We start from the raw sequence: 22,820 nt of genomic DNA, 5'->3' as shown, positions 1-22,820 counted from the left end.
TGAAACGAGGTGCCGCGCGTCGCGCACGGCACCGTCGGGGACGTTACGCGCGCCGCTGCGCGAAATACGCGCCGACCGCATCGATGAAGGTATCGATGTCCGCGCGCGACACGTCGCAATGCGTGACGAAGCGCGACGCGTACAGCATCTGCGTGAGAATCCCGCGCGCCTTCAGCCATGCCTCCAGCGGCGCGCAATCGGCTTCCGGGAATTGCGCGAACACCATGTTCGTCGCGTGCGACAGCACCTTCACCGGCTCGATGCGCGCGAGGCCTTGCGCGAGATGCGCGGCATTCGCGTGATCGTCGGCGAGCCGCTCGACGTTGTGGTCGAGCGCATACAGGCAGGCCGCCGCGAGAATGCCCGACTGCCGCATCCCGCCGCCCAGCACCTTGCGCCAGCGCTGCGCGCGCTCGACCAGCGCGCGATTGCCGACCAGCACCGAACCGACCGGCGCGCCGAGCCCTTTCGAGAAACAGATCGACACGGTATCGAAGGGCGCGCACAGCTCGGCGATCGGGCGGCCCGACGCAACGGCCGCATTGCACACGCGCGCGCCGTCGAGGTGCGCTGCCAGCCCACGGCTGCGCGCGAACGCGACGGCTTCCTGCACGTAGCCTTCCGGCAACACCTGGCCGCCGATCGTGTTTTCGAGCGCGAGCAGGCGCGTGCGCGCGAAGTGATTGTCGAGCGGCTTGATCGCCGCGGCGATCTTCGCGAGCGGCAGCGTGCCGTCGGGTGCGTTCTCGATCGGCTGCGGCTGGATGCTGCCGAGCACCGCCGCGCCGCCGCCTTCGTACTTGTAGGTGTGCGCGAGCTGGCCGACGATGTATTCGTCGCCGCGTTCGCAATGGGCCATCAGCGCGGCCAGGTTGCTCTGCGTGCCGCTCGGGAAGAACAGGCCGGCTTCCTTGCCCGCCCGCTCGGCCGTCACCGCCTGCAGGCGCAGCACGGTCGGGTCGTCGCCCCATACGTCGTCGCCGACTTCGGCGGCAGTCATCGCGGCCAGCATCGCCTGGCTCGGACGTGTCACGGTATCGCTGCGTAAATCGATCATCTGCGTGTCCTGAGTGAACGCGGACCGGAACCGATGCGCCCGGCCCTGCCGAAACGAGACTCAGAGTGTACGCAATTCGCGCGGCGCGTGCCGAAGGGGCCGACGCGCAGCGGCGACGCGAGCGCGCGCCGCCGGCGAACGGGATGACAACGCCCGCTGCGCTGCGCCCCGCGCCGGCACGGCCGGCATGCGGGGCGGCGTCGTCAGTCAATAACGCGGCGGCGGCGGCTGGATGCCCGCCGGCGGCATCGGCGGCGCCGAGGGCTGCGCGCGCCCGCCGTATCCGCCGCTCATCCCGCCCGGCACCGGCACGCGGTTGCCGGATGCGTACATGCACTGCAGATACGCATAGTCGTAGCGGCGCTGGATGTCGTACGCCGAGCCTTGCGCGGCGCCCGCGCCCACGACGCTGCCCGCGAGCAGCCCGGCGCCCGCGCCGACTGCGGCGCCGGTGCCGCCGTTGAACGCCGCGCCCGCCGCCGCGCCGAGCGCGGTGCCGACGGCCGCGCTGCCGAGCGCGCTCGCGGTCGAGGCCTGTCCGGCGCTCACGCCGCCCGATTGCTGGAATGCGTATTGCCGGCAGTTCGCGTCGTCGACCCGGAACTGGTCGAACGATTTGCCGGTGCCCGGCAGCGCCATCACGCTCGGGCCGACCGGCATGTACGCGCACGCGCCGAGCAGGCCGGCCAGCGCCAGCACGGCCGGCACACGCAGGGATCGAATTGCCTGGTTCATCGTCGGGCCTCCCTCATTGCGGCCGCGCCGGCACCGATCGCCAGCCCGACTTGCAGGTCTTCACATACGGGTAGTAATGCCGCGACGCGTCGCAGTAGTACCAGAGGTTCGCGTCGCCGCCCGCCTGCGGCTGATCCTTCTCGACGTACTCGGGCGGCGTGCCGGGATCGACCGGCACCGCGACGACGGGCGGCGGGTAGTAATACGGCGCCGGAACGACGGGGTAGTAATACGGGTAACCGGGGCCGACATAGACCCCGACCCGGGCGGCATGCGCCACGCCGCCCGTCGCGACGGCCACCGCGGCGGCCGCGCCCAGCGCGAGCTTCAATCCATTCACGTCACGTTCTCCGGCAGGACGGTTCGTCGATACGAACCCGATACGTCGAACGCTACGCCGCGCGCGATCCGGCATCCATTACGGGCGCGCGCGCAATTGTTGCGCGACGTTACCCGTGTGACAGACGCGGGCCGCGCGGCCCCGCCGGCACGGCGTCGTGCGTTACACGCTAATGCGTGGAAACGGATTTGCGCGGATCTGAACGGGCCGAAGGCCCGCGCCGGCCGCGCGCGGCCCCGTTGCGCGCGGCGGGTGCGGGTACGCCGCATCGTTCCGATGATGCGACGCGCCATATTGACGCACGTGCGGCAGACCGCCACGCCGCGGCCGCGCGCGTCGCGCACCGCGTTCTTGATACGAATCAACGATTTATCCCGAAATCGGGCGCGGCAGTCTGGACATCTGCGACGAGTTGGCACATTTCGCGGCGCACCATCGCGACCCATACTCCAGCCAACCCCGATGCCCCGTCGGCCGGGGTCCGCCGGCACCCGCCGGCGGGTATCGTCAGCCTCGGTCAACTGGTATGGACACCGCATTTTCGGCCTTCGATCTGGCCCGCCTGCAATTCGCGTTCACCGTCTCCTTTCACATCGTCTTCCCGGCGCTGAGCATCGGCCTCGCCAGCTTCATCGCCGTGCTCGAATATCGCTGGCTGAAGACCGGCAAGCAGTACTACAAAACGCTGTGCCTGTTCTGGTCGAAGATCTTCGCGGTCGCGTTCGGGATGGGCGTCGTCTCCGGCGTCGTGATGAGCTATCAGTTCGGCACCAACTGGTCGGGCTTCTCGAGCTTCGCCGGTTCGGTCACCGGCCCGCTGCTGATGTACGAGGTGATGACCGCGTTCTTCCTCGAAGCCGGCTTCCTCGGCATCATGCTGTTCGGCTGGAATCGCGTGAGCCCGCGCGCGCACTTCGGCGCGACGCTGATGGTCGCGATCGGCACGCTGATCTCGACGTTCTGGATCCTCGCGTCGAACAGCTGGATGCAGACGCCGCAGGGCTTCGAGATCGTCGACGGCCGCGTCGTGCCGACCGACTGGTTCGCGATCATCTTCAACCCGTCGTTCCCGTACCGCCTGTTCCACATGGCGATCGCCGCGTTCATCGTCGCCGCGCTGGTGGTGGCCGCGACCGGCGCATGGCACCTGCTGAAGGGCCGCCGCGACAAGGGCGTGAAGAAGATGTTCTCGATGGCGCTGTGGCTGCTGCTCGTGCTCGCGCCGCTGCAGGCCGTGATCGGCGACCAGCACGGCATCAACACGCTGAAGCACCAGCCCGCGAAGATCGCCGCGATCGAAGGGCTGTGGGACACCGAGAAGGGCGGCACCGCGCTCAACCTGTTCGGCATTCCGGACATGAAGGCGGAAACCACGCGCTACGCGGTGAAGGTGCCGCACCTCGGCAGCCTGATCCTCACGCACAGCTGGGACGGCGAGATCCGCGGGCTGAAGGATTTCCCGCCGCAGGACCGCCCGAACTCGACGATCGTGTTCTGGAGCTTCCGGATCATGGTCGGCCTCGGCTTCGCGATGATCGGCCTGGCCGCGCTCGCGTGGCTGCTGCGCCGCCGCGGCAGCCTGTATGAATCGAAATGGTTCCAGCGCTTCGCGCTCGTGATGGGCCCGACCGGTTTCGTGTCGCTGCTCGCGGGCTGGGTGACGACCGAAGCCGGCCGCCAGCCGTGGGTCGTGTATGGCGTGATGCGCACCGCGCAGGCCGTGTCGCCGCTGTCGGTGCAGCAGGTCAGCCTGTCGATGATGACGTTTGTGATCGTGTACTTCCTCGTGTTCGGCACCGGCGTGTACTACATGCTGAAGCTGATGAAGGCCGGCCCCGCGCTGCCCGACGCGCCGCACGACCCGAAACACGACCTGCCCGACACGCGCCCCGATCACACCGCGCGCCGCCCGCTGTCGGCCGTCGACGAGCTGATCGAGACCGTCTGAGCCCATCCATTCCGCATACGAGAAAACCTATGGACGTCACCGTAATCTGGGCCGCGATCATCGCATTGGGGCTCTTCATGTACGTCGTGCTCGACGGCTTCGACCTCGGCATCGGCATCGTCTTCCCGTTCTTCCCGGACGAGAAGGAACGCGACCTGATGATGAACACCGTCGCGCCCGTGTGGGACGGCAACGAAACCTGGCTCGTGCTGGGCGGCGCCGGGCTGTACGCGGTGTTCCCGATCGTCTATTCGACGGTGCTGTCGGCGCTGTATCTGCCGCTGATCTTCATGCTGGTGTGCCTGATCTTCCGCGGCGTGTCGTTCGAGATCCGCGCGAAGGCGCGCCGCACGAAGCAGCTGTGGGATCTCGCGTTCATCGGCGGCTCGGCCGGCGCGACGCTGTTCCAGGGGATCGCGCTCGGCGCGTTCCTGCAGGGCATCGACGTGAAGGACGGCGTGTATGCCGGCGGCGCGTTCGACTGGCTCACGCCGTTCAGCCTGCTGACGGGCCTCGGCCTGATCGTCACGTATGCGCTGCTCGGCTGCTGCTGGCTCGTCGCGAAAACCGAAGGCGACGTGCAGCGCCGCCTGCATCGCGTGGTGTGGCCGCTGACCGTCGTGCTGCTCGGCTTCATCGCGGTGATCAGCCTGTGGACCCCGCTGCAGGATCCGGCCATCGCGCAGCGCTGGTTCGATTCGGGGCTGTTCTGGCGCCTGCTGCCGGTGCCGTTCCTGGTCGCCGGATGCGCGGTGTGGATGCGCCGCGCGGTGCGCGACCGGCACGACATGACGCCGTTCGTGCTCGCGCTGGCGCTCGTGCTGCTGGGCTACGTCGGCCTGCTCGTCACGCTGTTCCCGTATGCGATTCCGCAGACGATGACGATCTGGGAAGCGGCCGCGCCGCGTTCGAGCCAGACCTTCACGCTGGTCGGCGCTGCGGTTATCCTTCCGATCATCATCGCCTACACGACGATGGGTTACTGGGTATTCCGAGGCAAGGTGCGCCATGAAGACCAGCATTACTACCACCACTGATCCCGCCGCCGGCCAGCCCGGCGCCCCGCGCCCGAAAATGCGCGGCTGGATGTGGTTCGTCGTCCTGTGGGCGGGCGGCGTGCTCGGCGCCGTCACGCTCGGCTATGCGTTCAAGATCTTCATGAACCTGACGCTGTTTGCGGTGAAGTAGGCCGCGCGGCCGGCTTTCCATCCAGATGTGCGCGCATCCGTCGATCGCCCGACGGGTGCGCCGCCTCCCCGCCGCGCCAGTACCGGCTATTGCGGCGCGCGCCGCACGACACCAAGCTTCAATCCCAGCATGCCGAATATGCGGTTCATCGTCTGGACCGTTCCGTCGCTGCGACCCTGTTCGATATCCTGAATCGTCTTCGTCGATACGCCGGCGAGCTTGGCCATTTCGGCGCTCGTCAGCCGCATCGTCTTCTTCAGATGACGCACCGACTCGTGCAACGGCCATTCGGGATGCGCGAGAACGTCTTCGATCGCCTGGTGCCGCAGCGCAAGCTGTTCGGGAAGCGACATCGCGTTGTAGCGTTTGTCCATGGTGTCGCGTCCGTGCTAGCGCAGCCTGTCCAACTCGCGAGCAAGACGCTCGAGACCGGGTTTCAGAAAGGCATGCACGTCGTGTTCCAGACCGAGATCGACACCGTGATCGGCGATCTCCTGCAAATGCGGCGCCATCGCATGCAGGCGTGTCTGCAATGCGTGACGATCCAGCGCGACATGCGTGTCCCCCGCCTGCGGTTCGCTTGCCCGGACAACGGCATCGAGTACCCGCGCCCAGTCCGGTCGGCCATCGTCATTGCCTTCCCAACGAATGCAGCGCGCAATGCCGTCCGGATGAAGATACATCGGCGCGAAATCGTATAGCGGCGTCAGCGCGACACGTCCGTCGAAGTCTCGTTGCACGGCCGTGTTGCGCGCATGATTGTCCTTGTTGCCGAGCGCAAGGTTTGCCACATCGCGACACAGATATTCGGCCACCTCGGATTGAGGATCCGTGCATCGACGCACGAGGTGCCGGCACACTTCGTCGTGACTCGGCACGACACCGAAGCCGGCCTTGCCCGTGAGCGAAGCGATGCTCTCCTGGCCAAACCGAACGACATTGCCGGCGCGTCGCGCGCGATCGAACCGCGGGATGAACAGCGACCGATCCCGCAGCATCAGCGGCGCATGCACACGCAAGCCAAGACGCCGAGCCAATGCCATGTACGGCGCTTCATGCCGCAGGATCTGTGCAAGGCGCTCGTTCGTGCCGCGTCCGAACTTGACGATGTAATGCTCGACCGCGCGCTCGTCGGGCAACGTGTGATCGAGATAAAGCAATCCGTCGTCGGCGCGAGTCAGCAACAGCTTCGGCCACTCGCCCTGCACGCCCGAGGAACCCGCCACGAAAAATCCGTGCTCGGCGAGATATTCGCTGAATGCGTCACCGCGTGCGGCAACATCGTCGTCCGTAAATCCTTGCCGCGGTCCTCCGCGCTCCGCGAGCCACTGCGCGGCTTCCTTGATCCGCAAGTTGCCGATCGAGTTTCCGGCTCCCGTGAGCAGCAACGCCCAGTCGGCGCGCTCCTCCACCGTTTCGGGAAGATCGAGTCGGCGCAACAGTTCCCGCCGGCCGAACCCTTGCGGCAGTAAATCGATCAGGAACACGGGCCAATGGGACGTCACCAGCGGCTCGAGGTCGACCGGAAAGGTGCACGACATCGCGCGCGCGTCGCGGGCGAACTGATGACGAACGATCCATTCGACGTCGTAGCCCGCATAGGCGCGGCCGCGCCACCCTTCGTCCGGTTCTCCGAACAAGGTGACGCCGCCGACGTCACGCCAGACACCGTCGGCGTGAAGCTGGATCGTGCAGGAAGCTGTCATTTGAGCAAAAATCTATACAAATTACATCACTGAATATCCGTAAATTATATAAATTTCTACCGAAATGGAAACCCCGCCGTTCGGCTGGCGTGGCCCCCCCCGCCTACCGCCGCTCGCGCAGCGCCGACTCGATCTTGCGATCGGTCTTGTACTGGCTCAGCGCATACACCGACCAGATCGCCGCCGGCAGCCAGCCGATGATCGTGAGTTGCAGGATCAGGCAGATGATCCCGGCGATCGGCCGGCCGATCGTGAAGAACTGGAACCACGGCAACAGCAGGGCAAGCAGCAGGCGCATGAACGATCCTCTCGGTGCGTCGTTGAACGGGTGATACGTGGCGAATATGCCGGCGCACGCGCCCGAATTCAACCCGTGCTCCGGCAGCGCGGCGCCGTCATCCGCCCGGCGCCGCCCGCGCCCGCGTCATGCCGTGGGCGCGACCATCCCGCTCCCCGCGCTCAACGCTCGATACCGAGCCCCGGCAGCACGCGCGTGTTCTCGGCCACGACCGCGTTCAGCAGGCGCGGTTCGGCGCCGAGCAGCCCGAGGATCGTCGGCGCGACCTGCTTCGTGCCGACCACATCGGTCACGGTGCGCGCGCGATGCAGCCCCGGATACGACACGAGCAGGCCGAGGTGGCTGTCGTCCGGCGCGTTGCCGCCGTGCTCCTCGTCCTTCGTCTTGCTCGACGTGTAGATCACGCCCGGATTCGGCTGCACGATGATGTCCGGCGTACGGCCGTTGGCCGGATCGCCGAACCGGTCGGCCAGCGCCGCGCCGTACAGGATGTAGGCCTGCGCGCCGTCCGCGCAGATCCCCGGCGCGTTGCAGCTCAGGTTCGCCTTCAGCGTCTGCACCACGGCCGTGCGCTGGTTGCGGTCGCGCAGCCAGATCAGGCCGACGTCGTCGGTCTGCGCGAAGCCCGTGCCGACGAGGCCGGAGCCGTCGTTCAGGTTGCCCGTCTTCGTGTTGTTCTGGCCGAAGTTGCCGTTCGGGTCGAGGTAGTTGTTCGCTTCGAGCAGCTTCGTCAGCGTGTCGCCGTTCTTCACGAGCTTCGTGTGATCGGTCGGCGACTGGCCATGCTTCGACGTGACGATCACCGCCGTCGACGAATACAGGTTGGCCCGCTTCAACGCCGCGACGATATAGCCGATCGAGTTGTCGACGTACGTGATCGCGTTCGCGACCTGCCCGTTCGGCGTGAAGTTCGCGTCGAGATAGCCGCCGCCCGTCGCGACCGTCGCCTTCTGCGCGACGCTGAGCGTCTGGAAGTCGGCGCCGAACAGCGTCGGCACCGGCGCGCTCTTCGTGCCCGTCGAATCGCGGCCATCGATCTGGTTGATCAGCGCCTGTACGTGCAGGTTGTCGAAGCGCGCGGTGTGCGAATAGACGTCCGTGTAGTTCGTGCCCGTGGCCGGGTCGATCGAATTGATCTCGGTGCGCGCGAGATCGTCGACGCCGGTGCCCGACGGCCCGTTCAGCCAGTCGTAGCCCCATGCGTGCTTGTCGGCCCACGCGGTGTACGCGTTCGGGACGCCGGCCTTCACGGCCTCGAACACCGTATTGGTCTTCACGTAGTTGTGCGGATAGACCGGCGCGCACTTGCCGTTGACCTTCGCGTTCGGGATCGCCTGCGGGTTGAACGCGCCGCCGCCGTCGAGGTGGACGAGCGCGCCGCCGTTCTCGGCATCGATGCCCGTCGTCTCGTCGAACACGACGTTCCAGCCCTGCTTGCCCGAACACGTCGTGTCGCTCGGCGCGTACAGGTTGCGGTCGTACGACACGTCGTAGAACAGGCCGGCCGTCTTCGGCGAGCCGCCCGTCACGAGCGCCGCGAGCCCCGGGAACGAATCGGACAGACCGGGCGTATACGCGTTCGTGTACGTGACGCCGCTTTGCGCGAGCACCGCGATGTTCGGACACGTGTTCGCGCCGATGCAGCGCGCGAGATCCTGCTCGTGCAGGCCGTCGATGCTGAGCAGCAACACGTGCTTCACGACGCGCCGGGCGTGGCCGGCGTCGTTGCCCTGACCGTTGCCGTCCTGCTGCGCCGCGTAGGCGCCCGCGCTTGCGAGCGCCAGCGCGCCCGCCACTATTGCCGCAACCTTCCGCTGCTTACCAAGGAAAGACATCATCACCCCACCTCATCGATTGACGTTGAATTGCATGCCCTGCCATCAGGCGCGCAAAATATCGCCGCGCCGTAGGGCGCTCGCATGAAGCGGGGCTTTCTGTTTTCTATCAAACGTAACCAATCGCAAGCGACACGAAGCCAAGGTGACCCGGCGCACGCTGCGACGTGCGTGCCCGACATCCGTGCCGGGCCGGCGCACGGTGCGCGTCGCGGCCCCGCCGCGAGATTTTTTTTTCGGGGTTGGCGCGCGACTATTGGCATGCGATAAAGGGTTTTCCCTGACCCGGAGCCGAGTATGTCGACCCTGGAAGCGCTACGGTTCGTGCTGGACGATGCACGGACGCCGGAGATCATTCGCCATCACGTTGTCGACGCGCTGCAGTACGCGTTGCGCAACCACGGATCCGTATTCACCGCAAAGGAAGTCGAATGGCTCGCGCAGTGGGACGATGCCCGGCTGCCGCTGGCTGCGAGGAAGGAACTGGACAAGCGCGAACCGGCGATCGCCGCGCGCTGAAACGAAACGCGCCGCCGCGCCCGCTGGATGTGCGGACGCGGCGGCGGCGAAGGGCGGATGGCGGGGTCGTACCGGGCGCGGCTTACTGGAGCCCGAAGTCGACGCGCGTCGTCGCGCCCTTGTCGTCGATGCCCTTCGCGTCGAGCTTCGGCGCCACGATGAACATGCGGCTCGCATCGATCTTGCCGTCGAGGTACTGACGCACGGCCTCCGCGCGCTGCTGCGCGAGCGCGCGCAGCGCGTTGTCGTCGGCCGGTGCGTGATCGGCGAGCGCCTTCTTCATGTCCGCATCGGGCAGCGTCTTCTGCATGCCGATCAGGTTGCGCGGCTTCTTGAAGTCGGCGGCCTTGTACGCGCGCGTCAGGTACTTGCCGTACTCGGACGGATCGACCTTCACCGACATCGGGTCGATGCTCTCGCCCTGGCCGACCACGTCCTTCAGCTTCTGCTGGCGCACCAGGCGATCGACGTACGTTTCGCGCAGCCCCGGCGTGTCCTTGGCCGGATCGACGCGGCCGATCAGGTCCAGCCGGATCGACGGCTTCTCGGTCAGCATCTTCACGACGGTATCGAGCTTCTTCTGCTGCGCATCGGTCAGCTCGTACGAGCCCGGCGCGAACTCGACGTAGCCGAGATCCGCACCGCCGCTGCCGAACGCATTCGCGAGCAGCGTGAACGGCGACGTGACGGCCTTCGCGATCAGGTTCAGCACCGCGTGCCAGATGAGGCCGCCGACGCTGAATTCCGGATTCGACAGCGAGCCCGACACCGGCAGGTTCACGTCGATCTGGCCGCGCGTGTTCTTCAGCAGCGAGATCGCGAGCTTCACCGGCAGCTTGGTCGCCGTGTCGTTGTCGATGTGATCGCCGAACGTGAGCTGGTCGATGAAGATGTGGTTGTTCGCCGACAACTGGTCGTTCGCGAGCTGGTAATGCAGGTCGACGTTGAGCTTGCCCTTCGTGATCGGGTAGCCGGCGTACTTCGCCGAGTACGGCGTCAGGTTGGTCAGCTCGATGTCGTGCGCGGTCGCCGTCAGGTCCAGCGCCGGCTTCTCGATCAGCGGGTTCACCGAACCCTTGATCGAGATCGGCCCGTTACCCGAAAGGTTCGCGGCGACATCGACCGGCGCGGACGTCGTCGAGTCCGTGCCGAACGCGCCGACCGTGCCCTTGATCGCAACGAGGTTCGCCGTGTAGTTCGGCTTGATGAAGTTGTCGGTGTAGGTCACGCGGCCGTTCTGCAGCACGAGCTGGCCGAAATGCATGCGCACCGGATTCTGCGGCGGCGTCGCGGCCTTCACGACCACCGTCGCCGACGCGGCGGCCGGCGCGGACGCCTGCTGCGCTACCGCGGCCGATGCGGCCGACGCAGCCTGGGCAACCGCCGGCGGCGTCATGCCCGGCGACAGCGGCACCGGTTCGGTCTTGCTCGCATCGCGCGTGAGCGACTGCGCCGGGCCCGACTGCTGCGCGACGACGTCCTTCAGGTTCAGGCGCCCCTGCGCGTCGAGCAGCACGCGGCCGTAGAAGTTCGAGAACGTCACGCGCGCCGCGTCGACGTCGGTGCCCTTCTCGTCGTAGCGCACCTTCAGGTTCGACAGCGCGAGCGAGCGCCAGCCCGCGAACGGGTCGGAGGTCGCCTTGTCGAGCATCCGCACGTCGACCAGCGCGACGTCGCCGCGATAGGTCGCGCGCGGCGCGTCCTTCACCTGCGCGAACGTCAGGTTGCCCTGCGCGTCGAGCAGCGCGCTCGCGATGGTCGCGTTCAGCGCGCTGCCGAAATACGGCTCGAACGCGGCCGCGTCGAGACGGTTGCCGTTGATCTTCAGGCCGAGCTTCAGCGGCTGCGCGGTCACGTCGCCCGACACGTTCAGCGAGCCCTTGCGGTTCAGCGTCGCCTTCAACTGCACCGGCAGCGGCTTCGTCATGTCGTCGCTGATCTTCTGCACCGACAGGTCGAGCGGCTTGATCGCGAGCTTCACCGGATGCGGCGTCGACAGATCGGTGAAGTTCGCGGACGAATCCTTCACGTTCAGCGCGTCGATCCGGTAATGCCAGGACGGCGCGGCCGCTTCAGCCTTGCGCGCGACCGTGCGCTTGGGCACCGATGCCTGCGCGGGTTCGGCCAGCGCCGCGAGATCGATCTTGCCGTCCTTCAGGCGCTTCACGTCGAGCCCGAGCCCGGTCGCATCCACGCTCGCGAGTTCCGCGCTGCGCGCGGCGACGTCGATCTTCGCGATCGTCGCGGTCGCCTCCGACAGCGCGATCGCGGGCGCCTTCGCGTCCGGCGTCGCGAGCTTCAGCGACTTCAGGCTCACCGTGCTGTCGGCGACCTGCGCGTCGAGCGGCGTCTTGCCCCAGTCGGCCTTCGCGTTGACGCTCGCGCCGAGCGTGCCGTCGAGCACGCGCGCACGGGTCGTCTCGCCGAGGTACGGCTGGAACGCCGGCAGCGCGAGCGCATCGAGCGTCAGCTTCGTGTCGGCCTGCTTCGCCGCCAGGTTGAGCGCGCCTTCGGCCTTCACGTCGCCGCCATGCGACAGCGACGTCGACAGCGTGTACTTCGCGGGCGTCTTGCCCTGCAGCGTGAAGCCGTCGAGCGTCGCGGCAAGCTTGGTCAGCGACATCGCGGTCGGCGTCGCCGGCACGCGGTCGTCGACGTTGATCGTGCCGTCGTCGATCGCGAAATGGCGGATCGTGAGATCCAGCGGCGGCGCTTCCTTCGCGGCGGCCTTCGGCGCGGCGGCGGGCTGGCCGGCGAGCTTCTCGACGTTCAGCACGCCCTGCTTGTCGCGCGACAGGTCGACGACCGGCTGGTCGATCCGGATCTCGTCGAAATGCAGCACGTTGCGCAGCGGCTCGAGGCCGGCCGCCGCGACGTGCACGCCGCGCGCGGCGAACAGCGGCTCGGAGGCCGGGCCGGTGACCTTCGCGTCGTTCAGGTCGACGGTGCCCGACACGCGCAGCGCGGGCGAATCGCCGCTCATCACGAAGTTCAGCGTGAGATCGCTGCTCAGCAGGCCGCTCGTCACGATCACCGGCAGCTTCGACGGCGCGTACGAAATCAGCTTCGGCACGTCGAGCCGGTCGAACTTCAGCGCGACTTCGGATTCGCGCGACTGCGCGAACGGCTTGGTCTTGCCGTCGATCGCGATCGGGCTGCCGTCGAACCGCGCGCGCAGCTTCGGCTGCACGAAGATGTCGGTCTTCGACGGCAGCGTCGCGATGAACGGGATCCCGAGCGCCCAGTTGTCGACCACGTGCTTTTCTTTCAGCAGACGATCGTCGAAGTCGATCCGGCCGTCGTTGACCTGGATGTTCGATACCGAGAAATGCGTAGGCTTGCTGTCAGGTTTGGACGGCGTCGAGAACTTCTCGATCAGGTCGGTGAAGTTGAAGCGCTGTGCGTCGTAGCGGACGATATGAAAGCGCGGCGAGTCGACCCGCACTTCGTTGACGATCGGCGCGCCGCGGAACAGCGACGACCACGACGGCCGCACGACGAGCTTGCCGATGTCGATGAAGTCGCCCTGGCCGCCGCGCTCGCCGATGTGGACGCCGTCGGCTTCGAGGTTCAGCGTGTACGGGTTCAGCGCGATGCGCTGGACGGTGGCCGGCCGGTCGAGCTGCTGGCTCAGCTGCTGTTCGGCGATGTGCCGGATCAGCGGCGGCGCCGCGAAGAACCCGAGCAGTCCGAACAAAACGAGGAAGATCAGCACGCCGAGGCCGATACGCCGGGTCCGGCGCGAGCGTGCAATGCCGCCGAGGGCATGGAGGGTCGAGGGTACGGTTTCTTTGTCTGCGCTTGCCATGCTGGGGTGCCTCGGGAATGGATGCCGGGCCGCCCCGGAAACCGGCACGGCCGCACACGCTATCCCGAAAGTATAGGCTCAGGTGGTGACGGAACGACGTTTGGGCGCGGCCGCCGCGCCCGCCGTTCGGACAGCGGCGGCCGTCATCCGTTCATTCCGGACGTTATTTCCGGACGACGGCGGGCGGCATCCACGATCCATCGCTCGCCTGCGGCTTCGGTGCGTACAGCCGCAGCGCGAGCGTGAATTCGGTGCGCGGCGCGCTCAGCCAGTTGGCGCCGTGCGCGCCGGCCGGCGAGCCCGACACGACCACGTCGATCGAGCCGTCGTGGTTGCGGCGCAGGCGGTCGCGATCGCCGAGCGAGCGGCGGGCCGACCCGACGTCGGGCAGCGCGCCGCCCGTCGTGTACGGCGTGAGCGTCCAGAATCCGCGCACCGGCGGCAGCGCGCCCGGCGCGAAATGCAGCACGTAGCGGTTCGCGCCGTTCAGCGGATGGCCGTCGCTGTCGACGCGCACGAGCGCGAGCGTCTCGTCGTCGCGCGTCGCGGTGCCGAACTGCGTATAGGCCGCATAGGCGCGCAGCGCGTAATCCTGGCCGTACTTGCCGGCCGTGTCGCCGATCCAGCTCCAGCCGTTCGCGTTCAGCAGGTTCGGCGGCGCCGCCGCGAGCCGCGCGCGCGCTTCGGCGACGCCGGCCGTCGCGGCATTCAGGCGGTCGCCCGCCCACGGCACCGGGTAGCCGGCCGACACGCCGATGTCGTTCAGCAGTTCCTGCGCATGTGCGTCGTCGGCCGGGGCCGGATTGTCCTGCAGCGCCCGCGCGAAGCGCGTAAAGAACGCCTTCGGATCGAGCGCGGCCACCTGCTCGGCCGGCGTGCCGCCGCTCGCGGTCTCCGACGGCGCGCTGCCCGCATGGACCGCGACCGACGCGCCGCGCGCGGCGCCCGTATAGACGGACAGCGGCACCACGCGAATCGCGCGCTGCAGTTTCTTCACGTTGGTCAGGTCGCGGCCGCCGCTCGTCTGCAGCCGCACTTCGAGCCACGCGTGGGCCGACGGCACGTCGATGCGCGCGATGCCCTGCGGCAGCGTGCCCTGCCAGTCCTTCGCCGCAAAGGCAATCGTTTGCGATCGCACGCCGCCGCGAGCCGCACGCGCGGCCACGCTCGACGACGACCACAGCACGTTCGTCCACATGTCGAGCGCGCGGGCATCCCAATAGCGGCCGCGGGTGTCGGGCAGCGTGACGATCACCGGCTCGGCGCCGACGTCGAGCCAGCCGCTCGAATCGAGCGTGTCGACGCCCGGCAGCGGCGGGTTCAGCGCGCCCACCGGCGGCAAGGCCTGCGCATGACGCAGCGTATTGAGCGGCGCCTGGCCCGGCTGCGCGCCGTCGCCGCCCGTCGCGGCTTCCTTCGCGACGTCCATCAGCACGAGCGGATAGGCATACACATAGGAGTCGGCCACTTCCGCGCGCATCCAGCCGGTTTTCCGCTGGATCGCATCGGGTTGTGACGCGCACCCCGTCAGCAGCGCCGCCATGACCAGCGACGCACCGGCGCGGCGCGGAGAAATTGATTCTCGTAGGTTTTCAATCATTGATTACTGGCCGAATATCGTTCTTTTCAGTCAATGCCCTGTTCGACGCGCGACCGACGAAAGCAAGGCGCCTCAGCTTGCCGGCCACCGCTTTGCGACGGCGGGCGCTGATGTCAGGCCGGTATCATAGCGCCTAAGGGCATCCCCCAATATGCCGATTAGCGGCCGGGGCGGTAGCCGGCCGTCGTCAGCCGGACATTCCGTCGATCCGGCGTCACGAACCGGGCGCGTCGGCCCTCCGCCTGGGCCGACAGGCGCGGCAGGCGCCCGTCCGTGCGTCGAATCGTCGCCGGCGCTTGACCTTCCCATCATGGGAATGTTGATACTGGGATCATTCGCGGCACGAACCGCGCTTTTGGGGAATCCGACATGACTGAATCACTCGCGTCCGCGGCGCTGCAAACGATCGAACTGAGCGTCGACGGCATGCATTGCGGCGGCTGCACGGGCCGCGTGCAGCGTGCGCTGGCCGCCGTGCCGGGCGTCGTCGAGGCCGCGGTCGATCTCGATGCGCATGCCGCGACGGCGACCGTGCAGGACACGGTCGAGCCGGCGCAGCTCGTCGAGGCGATCGGCGCGGCGGGATATCGTGCGACGGTGCGCGAGCAGGTTGGCGAAGCGGCTGGGGCGTCGCATGCGCCGGTCGTTGCGACGACCGAACTCGATATCGACGGGATGACCTGCGCATCGTGCGTATCGCGCGTCGAAAAGGCGCTGGCGAAGGTGCCGGGCGTCACGCGTGCGTCGGTCAATCTGGCGACCGAGCGCGCCACCGTCGACACCGCGCCGGGCGTTTCGGCGTCGCTGCTGGTGGATGCCGTCACGCAAGCCGGTTATGGCGCGACGCCGGTCGCAACCACCCCGCCTGCTGCTTCCGCTTCACCGTCTGCCTCGGCCGATCTCGAATTCGACATCGGCGGCATGACGTGCGCCTCCTGTGCCGGCCGCGTCGAGAAAGCGCTGGCCGCCGTCCCGGGCGTCGCGCGCGCATCGGTCAATCTCGCGACCGAACGCGCGTCGGTGCATGGCGCCGGCCCGCTCGATGCCGCGACGCTGATCGCGGCGGTCACGACGGCCGGCTACCGCGCCGCGCTTGCCGCCGCGCCGGAAGCCGGTGCTGCAGCCGACACCGGCTCGCGCGCCACCGCGCCGGCGCAAACCGCCGACGCCCGCAAGCGCCGCGAAGCGATCCGCGAACGCAACCTCGTGATCGGCTCGGCCGTGCTGAGCGCGCCGCTCGTCGTGCCGATGCTCGTCGCGCCGCTCGGCATCGACGCGATGCTGCCCGGCTGGCTCCAGCTCGTACTCGCGTCGATCGTCCAGTTCGGCTTCGGCGCACGCTTCTACCGCGCGGCCTGGCACGCGGTAAAGGCGCGCGCGGGCAACATGGACCTGCTCGTCGCGCTCGGCACATCGGCCGCATTCGGCCTGAGCCTCTGGATGCTGTTGCGCGACCCCGCTGATCCCGGTCACCTGTATTTCGAGGCTTCGGCCGTCATCGTCACGCTGGTGCGCTTCGGCAAATGGCTCGAAGCGCGCGCGAAACGCCAGACGACCGAAGCGATCCGCGCACTGAACGCGCTGCGCCCCGACCGCGCGCGCGTCGTCGAGCACGGCGTCGAACGCGACGTGCCGCTCGCGCAGGTGCGCGTCGGCACGACGGTCAGCGTTCGCCCCGGCGAGCGCGTGCCCGTCGACGGCCGGATCGTGTCGGGCCGCTCGCACGTCGACGAATCGCTGATCACCGGCGAAAGCCTGCCGGTGCCGAAGGACGACGGCGATCCGGTGACGGCCGGTTCGATCAACGGCGAAGGCGCGCTCGTGGTCGAAACCACCGCGATCGGCGCGGAAACCACGCTTGCACGCATCATCCGGCTCGTCGAATCCGCGCAGGCGGAAAAAGCGCCGATCCAGCGGCTCGTCGATCGCGTCAGCGAAGTGTTCGTGCCGGCGATCCTCGGCATCGCGGTGCTGACGCTGATCGGCTGGCTGATCGCCGGAGCCGGCACCGAAACGGCGATCCTCAACGCGGTGGCGGTGCTCGTCATCGCGTGCCCGTGCGCGCTCGGCCTCGCGACGCCCGCCGCGATCATGGCCGGCACCGGCGTCGCGGCGCGCCACGGCGTGCTGATCAAGGATGCGCAGGCGCTCGAACTCGCCCAGCGCACCACCGTGATCGCGTTCGACAAGACCGGCACGCTGACCGAAGGCAAGCCGTCCGTGACCGCGTTCGAAGCCGTCGGCGTCCCGCGCGAACAGGCGCTCGCCATCGCCGCGGCGGTTCAGCGGCACAGCGATCACCCGCTCGCGCGCGCCGTGGTCGCCGCGCACGATGCGGATGCCGCGGCACGACGCGACGCGGCAGGTCCGGCCGACGCGCCCGTCGCGGCCGATGCGCGCGCGGTGGCCGGACGCGGTGTCGAAGCACGCGTGAACGGACAACTGCTCGCGCTCGGCAGCACGCGCTGGCGCGACGAACTCGGCATCGTCGTGCCGCCCGAACTCGACACCCGTGCCGCGGAGCTCGAACGGGCGGGCAACACCATTTCGTGGCTGATGCGCGCCGACGCGCCGCGCGCGCTGCTCGCGCTGATCGCGTTCGGCGACACCGTGAAGCCCGGCGCGCGCGACGCGATCGCGGCGCTGTCGGCGCGCGGCGTCGCGAGCGCGCTCGTGACGGGCGACAACCGCGGCAGCGCGGCGGCCGTCGCGGCGGCGCTCGGGATCGATGAAGTGCATGCGCAGGTACTGCCCGACGACAAGGCGCGCGTGGTTGCGGAACTGAAGCGCACGCATGGCGGGATCGTCGCGATGGTCGGCGACGGGATCAACGACGCGCCCGCGCTCGCCGCGGCCGACGTCGGCATCGCGATGGCGACCGGCACCGACGTCGCGATGCACACGGCCGGCATCACGCTGATGCGCGGCGATCCGGCGCTCGTCGCCGACGCGATCGACATCTCGAAGCGGACGTACCGGAAGATCCAGCAGAACCTGTTCTGGGCGTTCGTCTACAACCTGATCGGTGTGCCGCTTGCGGCGCTCGGCTGGCTGAACCCGGTGATCGCGGGCGCGGCGATGGCGTTTTCCAGCGTCAGCGTCGTGACGAACGCGTTGCTGTTGCGCAGATGGAAAGGGCGCGCGCAATAAGGGAGCACGGTACGAAAGCGGGCGGGGCAGCAGCCCGCCCGCTTGCCGCCATGCGCGCAGGGTTCATCGGCTTCGACGCATCCAGAAACAATACGCGCCGATCGCGACCAGCATCGCGCCGTCGACCATACCCAGCAATGGAAGCGGATTCGTCCACTTATCCATGTTGGTCGTGCGCGCGTAGTAGGGCGGACCGTCGCCGTACGCCTCATTGAGATTGATCGCGTTGAACGCGAAAACGAGCAGGATCGAAATCAGCAGTGCCGCACCGATCAAGATGCGCAACGGGTGTTTTCGCATGTCAGTACTGAACCTCCAGCGGAACGTAGCACTCGGGCGCGCCCTTCGTTGCCGCTTCGATCTCTCGAACGAAAGTTTCGATTCCGGCATGAAGATTGATGCAGCCGGCGGACCCTGCGTGCGTGCCACCGTGGATAAAGAATCCACCGCGACCGAACGTTCGGGTTCCGGGCATGACGTGAATGGTCAGTCGGTAATCGCCCCATGCTGCGCGTGAAGCAAGGTTGTACAGCGATTCGTCCACATTTGGGAAGGCTGAATCCAGTATCGACCGGGTGGTATAGGCCCCACATTTTCCATCTGTTGGCGAGCGCTCGAATAATCGAAATTGCCGCGATGATCCGGACGACCGGAAACTGCAGGATATATCCCGGTTGCACTGCCCGTCATGACCAAAAAACGGCCATCGAATCGGAGCGCAATTGAAGCGCGCGCACAAGCTGGTATGGTCGGGATACCGCGTTCGGCAGCGTACTTGTTCTCCATCGCTCGTTATCCCCGCTTGTTGACGATTTGAGTATGCCAAGTCATTGGCCCGCCCATCGTACGAGCTACGCCGGGATTTCAGTCGCCATGCCGGTTGGAGCGCACCGCTTTCAAAACATCGAACCGGGCTGACGGGCCTGTCCACAGCTCCTTACCGCTCACTCACGCACGCTCGTGAAATCGTGTCGAACCGCAAACAGCGCGCCTGCCGTGTTTGAATCTTCGTCGCTAACCCGACACGACCGGCTTGATCAGCGTCGTCGTGATCGGCGCAAAGCCGCACGCCCGATACAGCGCACGGGCGGCCGCGTTGTGATTGAACACCGACAGCCCGATCTCCGTGACGCCATGCGCGCGTGCTTCGGCCTCGAGCGCATCGAGCGCGCGCGTCGCCCAGCCCTGGCGGCGCCGGGACGGGACGATGTCGAGGTCGTAGATGAACAGCGTGCGGTTCGGCCCTTCGGGCACGATCGCGTACCAGAGGTCGCCGACGGTGTCGCCGCTGACGGCGTCGATCAGCTGGACGAGCGTCTGGCCGGAGGTGAGCAGACCGTCCGGCAGCAACGTGTCGAAGCAGGCACGGGCGCGGGCCGCCGCGTCGTCGGTCGCGTTCTGCCCGGACGACACGAGATCACGCGCGTAGCCGTCGATGGCGCGCGTGCGGTATGCGTGGAATTCGCCGGCCGTCATCGGCCGCATCTGCAGCATGGCCCGGGGGTCGCGAGGTCAATCGAGCTTCCAGTGTAGCGGGACGATCGCACCGGCGCGCGATGCAGATCGCGAAGGTCGCCGCGCTGGCGGCCGGATCGGGAAATCGCCGCTCGCAAGGCGCCCGCTCCCTGTGCATCCCCGCCACGTTCCGAGTAAATGGCCGACCCCGACCTTGCACGGAACAATCACGATGAGCGATCTGAAAGGCGAAATCTCCATCGGGCGCACGCACAGCCCTGACACCGCTCGCTATGCTGGCTGCCGAAGGAAAACGCGAACAGGCGCTTGCGCCGTTCTATACGGGCACCATCGGCGCCGGCGCGCTGTCGCCGGTTCTGTTCGGTCGACTCGGCGAATCGCAGGCGTGCCTGCGGCACTGCTTGCACTCGCTTCGGTTCTGCCGCTGCCGTGGCAGGTGCGGAAGGGACTGGATGCCTGACGCAGCGCAATCGATCCGACCGCGCGCGATCAACGAATCAACGAATCAACGAATCAACGAATCAACGACGGTACAGAACGATCGGGACGAGGTGCGCACGACGCACGCGCTCGGCTTCGGCGCGACGCGCAGCGTACGAATATTCCGCGTCGAGCGGCAGGTGCGGGGAGACGAAGAGGTCGTCGATCTTTTGCAGCAGGGCGAGAATGAAGCTCATGTGAGACTCCTGACAGAGAATGCTAGGGTTTTCCCTTAGATTGACTCCATTCTAAGGGTTTTCCCTAAACTCTGCCAGTGCGTCGCATCAGCTTGCCGCACCTGTGCGGGCCCTGAGCAGCGGCCCGGCCCGACCATCCTTGCCGGTCTTGGGTTTGCAGGTAGGGTCGGAGTAGTTACCGGGTTTTATCGGGTTCGACGCGCACGCTTCGCGGCCGCTGCCTCGCGGTTCGCGTTGCGCTGAAGCCGGTCGACCTGGGACAGCAGCGCTTCGTGATGTTCGGCGAGCGTCATCAGCGTCGCCTGCTGCGTCGACAGATCGGCGGCCAGCCGATCGACCCGCTGTTGCCGGGCGTCCAGTTCCTGCTTCAGGTTCGCGACCTGCCGCGTTTGCAGCACCAGCGTGACGAGCGCGGCGAACACGACGAACGCCAGCGCCAGCAGCAGCCGGTTGACCCGACGCATCTCGCGATCCGCCGCGCGCTTCACACCGGCCATCTCGCCCTGCAGCGCGGCGAGCCGCTCCGACAACGGACGCAGTTGCGCGTCCGGATCGAGGGCCGGAGCGTTCGGCGCAGCCGCTTGCGCGCGGTCGGCCGACGGCTTCGTCATGAAGGAAGCCACGGACGCCACCGGCTGTACCTCGGCCGAAGCGGAAACAGAAGCCGAAGCCGATGCCGCGACCGGTCGGTCGGCATCGTGCGGGCTCGCGGTCGCCGCGGGCTCGACAGGCTCCGGAACCGCTTGTTGTTCAAGGGATGGCGCGGGGTCGGGCGCAGCGGTCGATCCGGTCGATGCCGGCATGGCGGTCACGGCCGCGGCTGCGCCGGCGCCAGCAGTCGCACGACGCTTGCCACTCGAGGATGCACGGCGGCCCTTCGTGGTCGCGTCGGGTGTCCGCGCGGCGTCGGCCGGAACGGTTGCCACGTCGACGCCGTCAGCGTCATTACCCGGCTTCGCGGAGCGATCGGCGGCGGCACCGTCTGTCGCAACGGCGTTCGCCGTCGACTGTTCGATCTTCGTTGTGGACGCATCGGACACGGCGTACACCTCCGTCAGGCCGGCATCGGTTGCCGGTTCATCGGCCGCGATCGCAACGATGCCCTCCGACTGCCGTGCGACATCGGCCCCCTTCCCCGCATCGGCATCGGCATCGGCATCGGCATCGACCCTGCGCACGGCATCGTCGCCGAGCGCATCGCCCTTCCCGGGCATCGCCGCGAATTCGTTCATCGTCGCGCCGGCAGCGGCCTGCTCCACCGCACCCTCCGCATCGCCGCGCGCCGCACCGCCGGACGCGCTGAACCCGTCCAGCGTCGCCTGCCGCCCGGCGTCGTCGCCGGCCACTGCGTCAACTTCGGCAACGGCTTCATCGCGCACCACTGCAGAGGCACGCGCGGCCGGCTCCAGCACCGGATCGCCGAACAGGTCGAGCGTGCGTTCGTCGCGCGGTGCATCGCCGGCCGGCGCATCGCCCGGTCGCGCGGTCGTGCGCGCCGAGGTATTGCCGGCAGCCGCGGCCGAGCGCGGCCGCGCACGGGCCGACGAACGATTGGAACGAGAACGGGAACGAGGCAGGAAAACGGATTCGGTCATGGAGTCGGATAACGGGCTCGCGAACGCGGAACCGGATGTCGAACGGAATCAGTGACGGCCATTGTCGCATGACCGATGCCCGCGTCGACCGATCCGATGCCGGCTATTCGTCGCCCATCAACCCGTTGCCTTCTTCGAATCGCATAACGCACGACAGCCCGCGCAGCTTGTCGCAGATGGCACGGTATTCGAGATCCGACACGCGCCCGAGCGCGATGCGCACCTCGTCGTGCTCGCCGGTGTCGTCGGCGCGCTGCACGATGAACTGCTTCACGCGCGCGCTGTCGGGGCCGAGCGCCGCGTGCAGCGAATCGAACGTCAGCGCACCGCTCGTCACCGTCAACGCGAGCTGACGGCGCTGACGCACCGTGAAATAACGCCGCTCGAGCGGCTTGATGCCGGCCAGGATGATCAGGATGATGATCGTCGCGGAAATCGACGCGACATACAGCCCGCCGCCCACCGCGAGGCCGATCGCGGCCACCGACCACAGGCTCGCGGCCGTCGTCAGCCCGCGCACGATCTCGCCGCGCAGCAGGATCGACCCCGCACCGAGGAAGCCGATGCCCGACACCACCTGCGCGGCGATCCGCGACGGATCGAGCACGATGTGGTCGCTGCTGCCGAGCACGTCGGCGAAACCGAACGCCGACACGATCATGATGAGCGTCGAGCCGACGCACACCAGCATGTGCGTGCGCAGGCCCGCCGCCCACGACAGGCGCTCGCGCTCGAAGCCGATGACGCTACCGAGCGCCGCCGCGAGAACCAGCCGCATCACGAGTTCCAGGTTGCTGAGCATCCGATTTTCCCCTCCTTTTCTGGTGCCGGTCGTGTGGAATGTTATATCCTTGGCCGCGGCCGCGCCGCTCCGGGCCACGCCGACCC

The 22,820-nt window shown here is 67.7% G+C and carries 19 protein-coding genes; 5 read left to right on the top strand and 14 right to left on the bottom strand.

Annotation, left to right across the window (positions count from 1 at the left end; genetic code table 11):
- Window positions 1-43 precede the first annotated feature (43 nt).
- The 3 genes from ltaE to BME24068_RS05020 all read right to left on the bottom strand — a co-directional run bounded on the left by ltaE (window position 44) and on the right by BME24068_RS05020 (window position 2,132).
- Window positions 44-1,057: a low-specificity L-threonine aldolase gene (gene ltaE / locus BME24068_RS05030; RefSeq protein WP_174925337.1), complete on the bottom strand. Its 1,014-nt coding sequence runs from the start codon at window positions 1,055-1,057 to the stop codon at window positions 44-46.
- Between the two features lie 207 nt (window positions 1,058-1,264).
- Window positions 1,265-1,792, bottom strand: coding sequence for a hypothetical protein (locus tag BME24068_RS05025; protein ID WP_174925336.1), 528 nt, complete (start codon window positions 1,790-1,792; stop codon window positions 1,265-1,267).
- A gap of 13 nt (window positions 1,793-1,805) precedes the next feature.
- A complete protein-coding gene (locus tag BME24068_RS05020) occupies window positions 1,806-2,132 on the bottom strand; it encodes a hypothetical protein (protein WP_174925335.1) in 327 nt (108 codons plus the stop codon).
- 526 nt (window positions 2,133-2,658) lie between these two features.
- Between BME24068_RS05020 and BME24068_RS05015 the strand changes: the two genes are divergently transcribed.
- Genes BME24068_RS05015 through BME24068_RS05005 form a run of 3 tightly spaced genes read left to right on the top strand, consistent with a single transcriptional unit; the run spans window position 2,659 to window position 5,268 of the window.
- The gene (locus BME24068_RS05015) at window positions 2,659-4,080 is read left to right on the top strand and encodes a cytochrome ubiquinol oxidase subunit I (RefSeq protein WP_174925334.1); all 1,422 of its coding nucleotides are present in this window, start codon (window positions 2,659-2,661) and stop codon (window positions 4,078-4,080) included.
- 29 nt (window positions 4,081-4,109) lie between these two features.
- Window positions 4,110-5,117 (top strand): cytochrome d ubiquinol oxidase subunit II, encoded by a 1,008-nt coding sequence (gene cydB / locus BME24068_RS05010; protein ID WP_096507789.1) that lies wholly within the window; start codon window positions 4,110-4,112, stop codon window positions 5,115-5,117.
- Window positions 5,089-5,268 carry a hypothetical protein gene (locus tag BME24068_RS05005; RefSeq protein WP_174925333.1) on the top strand — a complete coding sequence of 60 codons (180 nt, stop codon included), beginning with the start codon at window positions 5,089-5,091 and terminating at the stop codon, window positions 5,266-5,268. The genes cydB and BME24068_RS05005 overlap by 29 nt, the downstream gene beginning before the upstream one ends.
- Before the next feature lie 86 nt (window positions 5,269-5,354).
- Here BME24068_RS05005 and BME24068_RS05000 read toward each other — a convergent pair whose 3' ends face one another.
- The 4 genes from BME24068_RS05000 to BME24068_RS04985 form a co-directional block, all read right to left on the bottom strand.
- Window positions 5,355-5,642 (bottom strand): helix-turn-helix domain-containing protein, encoded by a 288-nt coding sequence (locus tag BME24068_RS05000; RefSeq protein WP_174925332.1) that lies wholly within the window; start codon window positions 5,640-5,642, stop codon window positions 5,355-5,357.
- A gap of 15 nt (window positions 5,643-5,657) precedes the next feature.
- On the bottom strand, window positions 5,658-6,974 hold the full coding sequence (locus BME24068_RS04995) for a type II toxin-antitoxin system HipA family toxin (RefSeq protein ID WP_174925331.1): 1,317 nt from the start codon (window positions 6,972-6,974) through the stop codon (window positions 5,658-5,660).
- A gap of 103 nt (window positions 6,975-7,077) precedes the next feature.
- On the bottom strand, window positions 7,078-7,272 hold the full coding sequence (locus BME24068_RS04990) for a YqaE/Pmp3 family membrane protein (RefSeq protein ID WP_096507872.1): 195 nt from the start codon (window positions 7,270-7,272) through the stop codon (window positions 7,078-7,080).
- 161 nt (window positions 7,273-7,433) lie between these two features.
- The gene (locus BME24068_RS04985) at window positions 7,434-9,110 is read right to left on the bottom strand and encodes an alkaline phosphatase family protein (RefSeq protein ID WP_174925330.1); all 1,677 of its coding nucleotides are present in this window, start codon (window positions 9,108-9,110) and stop codon (window positions 7,434-7,436) included.
- Window positions 9,111-9,404: 294 nt separating this feature from the next.
- Here BME24068_RS04985 and BME24068_RS04980 point away from each other — a divergent pair, with 294 nt between their 5' ends.
- Window positions 9,405-9,626 (top strand): hypothetical protein, encoded by a 222-nt coding sequence (locus BME24068_RS04980; protein WP_096507793.1) that lies wholly within the window; start codon window positions 9,405-9,407, stop codon window positions 9,624-9,626.
- Window positions 9,627-9,708: 82 nt separating this feature from the next.
- Here the strand turns inward: BME24068_RS04980 and BME24068_RS04975 are convergent, their stop codons facing one another.
- Window positions 9,709-13,434, bottom strand: a complete 3,726-nt coding sequence (locus BME24068_RS04975) for a DUF748 domain-containing protein (RefSeq protein ID WP_174925329.1) — start codon at window positions 13,432-13,434, stop codon at window positions 9,709-9,711.
- 163 nt (window positions 13,435-13,597) lie between these two features.
- Window positions 13,598-15,034, bottom strand: coding sequence for a DUF1254 domain-containing protein (locus tag BME24068_RS04970; RefSeq protein ID WP_174925328.1), 1,437 nt, complete (start codon window positions 15,032-15,034; stop codon window positions 13,598-13,600).
- 369 nt (window positions 15,035-15,403) lie between these two features.
- Here BME24068_RS04970 and BME24068_RS04965 point away from each other — a divergent pair, with 369 nt between their 5' ends.
- Window positions 15,404-18,184, top strand: coding sequence for a heavy metal translocating P-type ATPase (locus BME24068_RS04965; protein WP_174925327.1), 2,781 nt, complete (start codon window positions 15,404-15,406; stop codon window positions 18,182-18,184).
- A 63-nt stretch (window positions 18,185-18,247) separates the two neighbouring features.
- On the opposite strand, the gene BME24068_RS04960 is transcribed toward BME24068_RS04965, so the two are convergent.
- From BME24068_RS04960 to BME24068_RS04940, 5 genes are all read right to left on the bottom strand, one after another.
- Window positions 18,248-18,484, bottom strand: a complete 237-nt coding sequence (locus tag BME24068_RS04960; RefSeq protein ID WP_174925371.1) for a hypothetical protein — start codon at window positions 18,482-18,484, stop codon at window positions 18,248-18,250.
- A 714-nt stretch (window positions 18,485-19,198) separates the two neighbouring features.
- Entirely contained in the window at window positions 19,199-19,678 is a 480-nt protein-coding gene (locus BME24068_RS04955) for a GNAT family N-acetyltransferase (RefSeq protein WP_096507798.1), read from the bottom strand.
- A gap of 503 nt (window positions 19,679-20,181) precedes the next feature.
- Window positions 20,182-20,337, bottom strand: a complete 156-nt coding sequence (locus BME24068_RS04950; protein WP_006481665.1) for a hypothetical protein — start codon at window positions 20,335-20,337, stop codon at window positions 20,182-20,184.
- A 185-nt stretch (window positions 20,338-20,522) separates the two neighbouring features.
- Window positions 20,523-21,749 carry a flagellar hook-length control protein FliK gene (locus BME24068_RS04945; RefSeq protein WP_338138547.1) on the bottom strand — a complete coding sequence of 409 codons (1,227 nt, stop codon included), beginning with the start codon at window positions 21,747-21,749 and terminating at the stop codon, window positions 20,523-20,525.
- A 286-nt stretch (window positions 21,750-22,035) separates the two neighbouring features.
- On the bottom strand, window positions 22,036-22,734 hold the full coding sequence (locus BME24068_RS04940; protein WP_174925325.1) for an MgtC/SapB family protein: 699 nt from the start codon (window positions 22,732-22,734) through the stop codon (window positions 22,036-22,038).
- Window positions 22,735-22,820 lie beyond the last annotated feature (86 nt).

Origin of the sequence: Burkholderia anthina (assembly GCF_902498995.1) — a bacterium.
GTDB lineage: Bacteria > Pseudomonadota > Gammaproteobacteria > Burkholderiales > Burkholderiaceae > Burkholderia > Burkholderia anthina.
The sequence above is the reverse complement of the archived record's forward strand: the minus strand, read 5'-3'. Positions and strand labels throughout refer to the sequence as shown.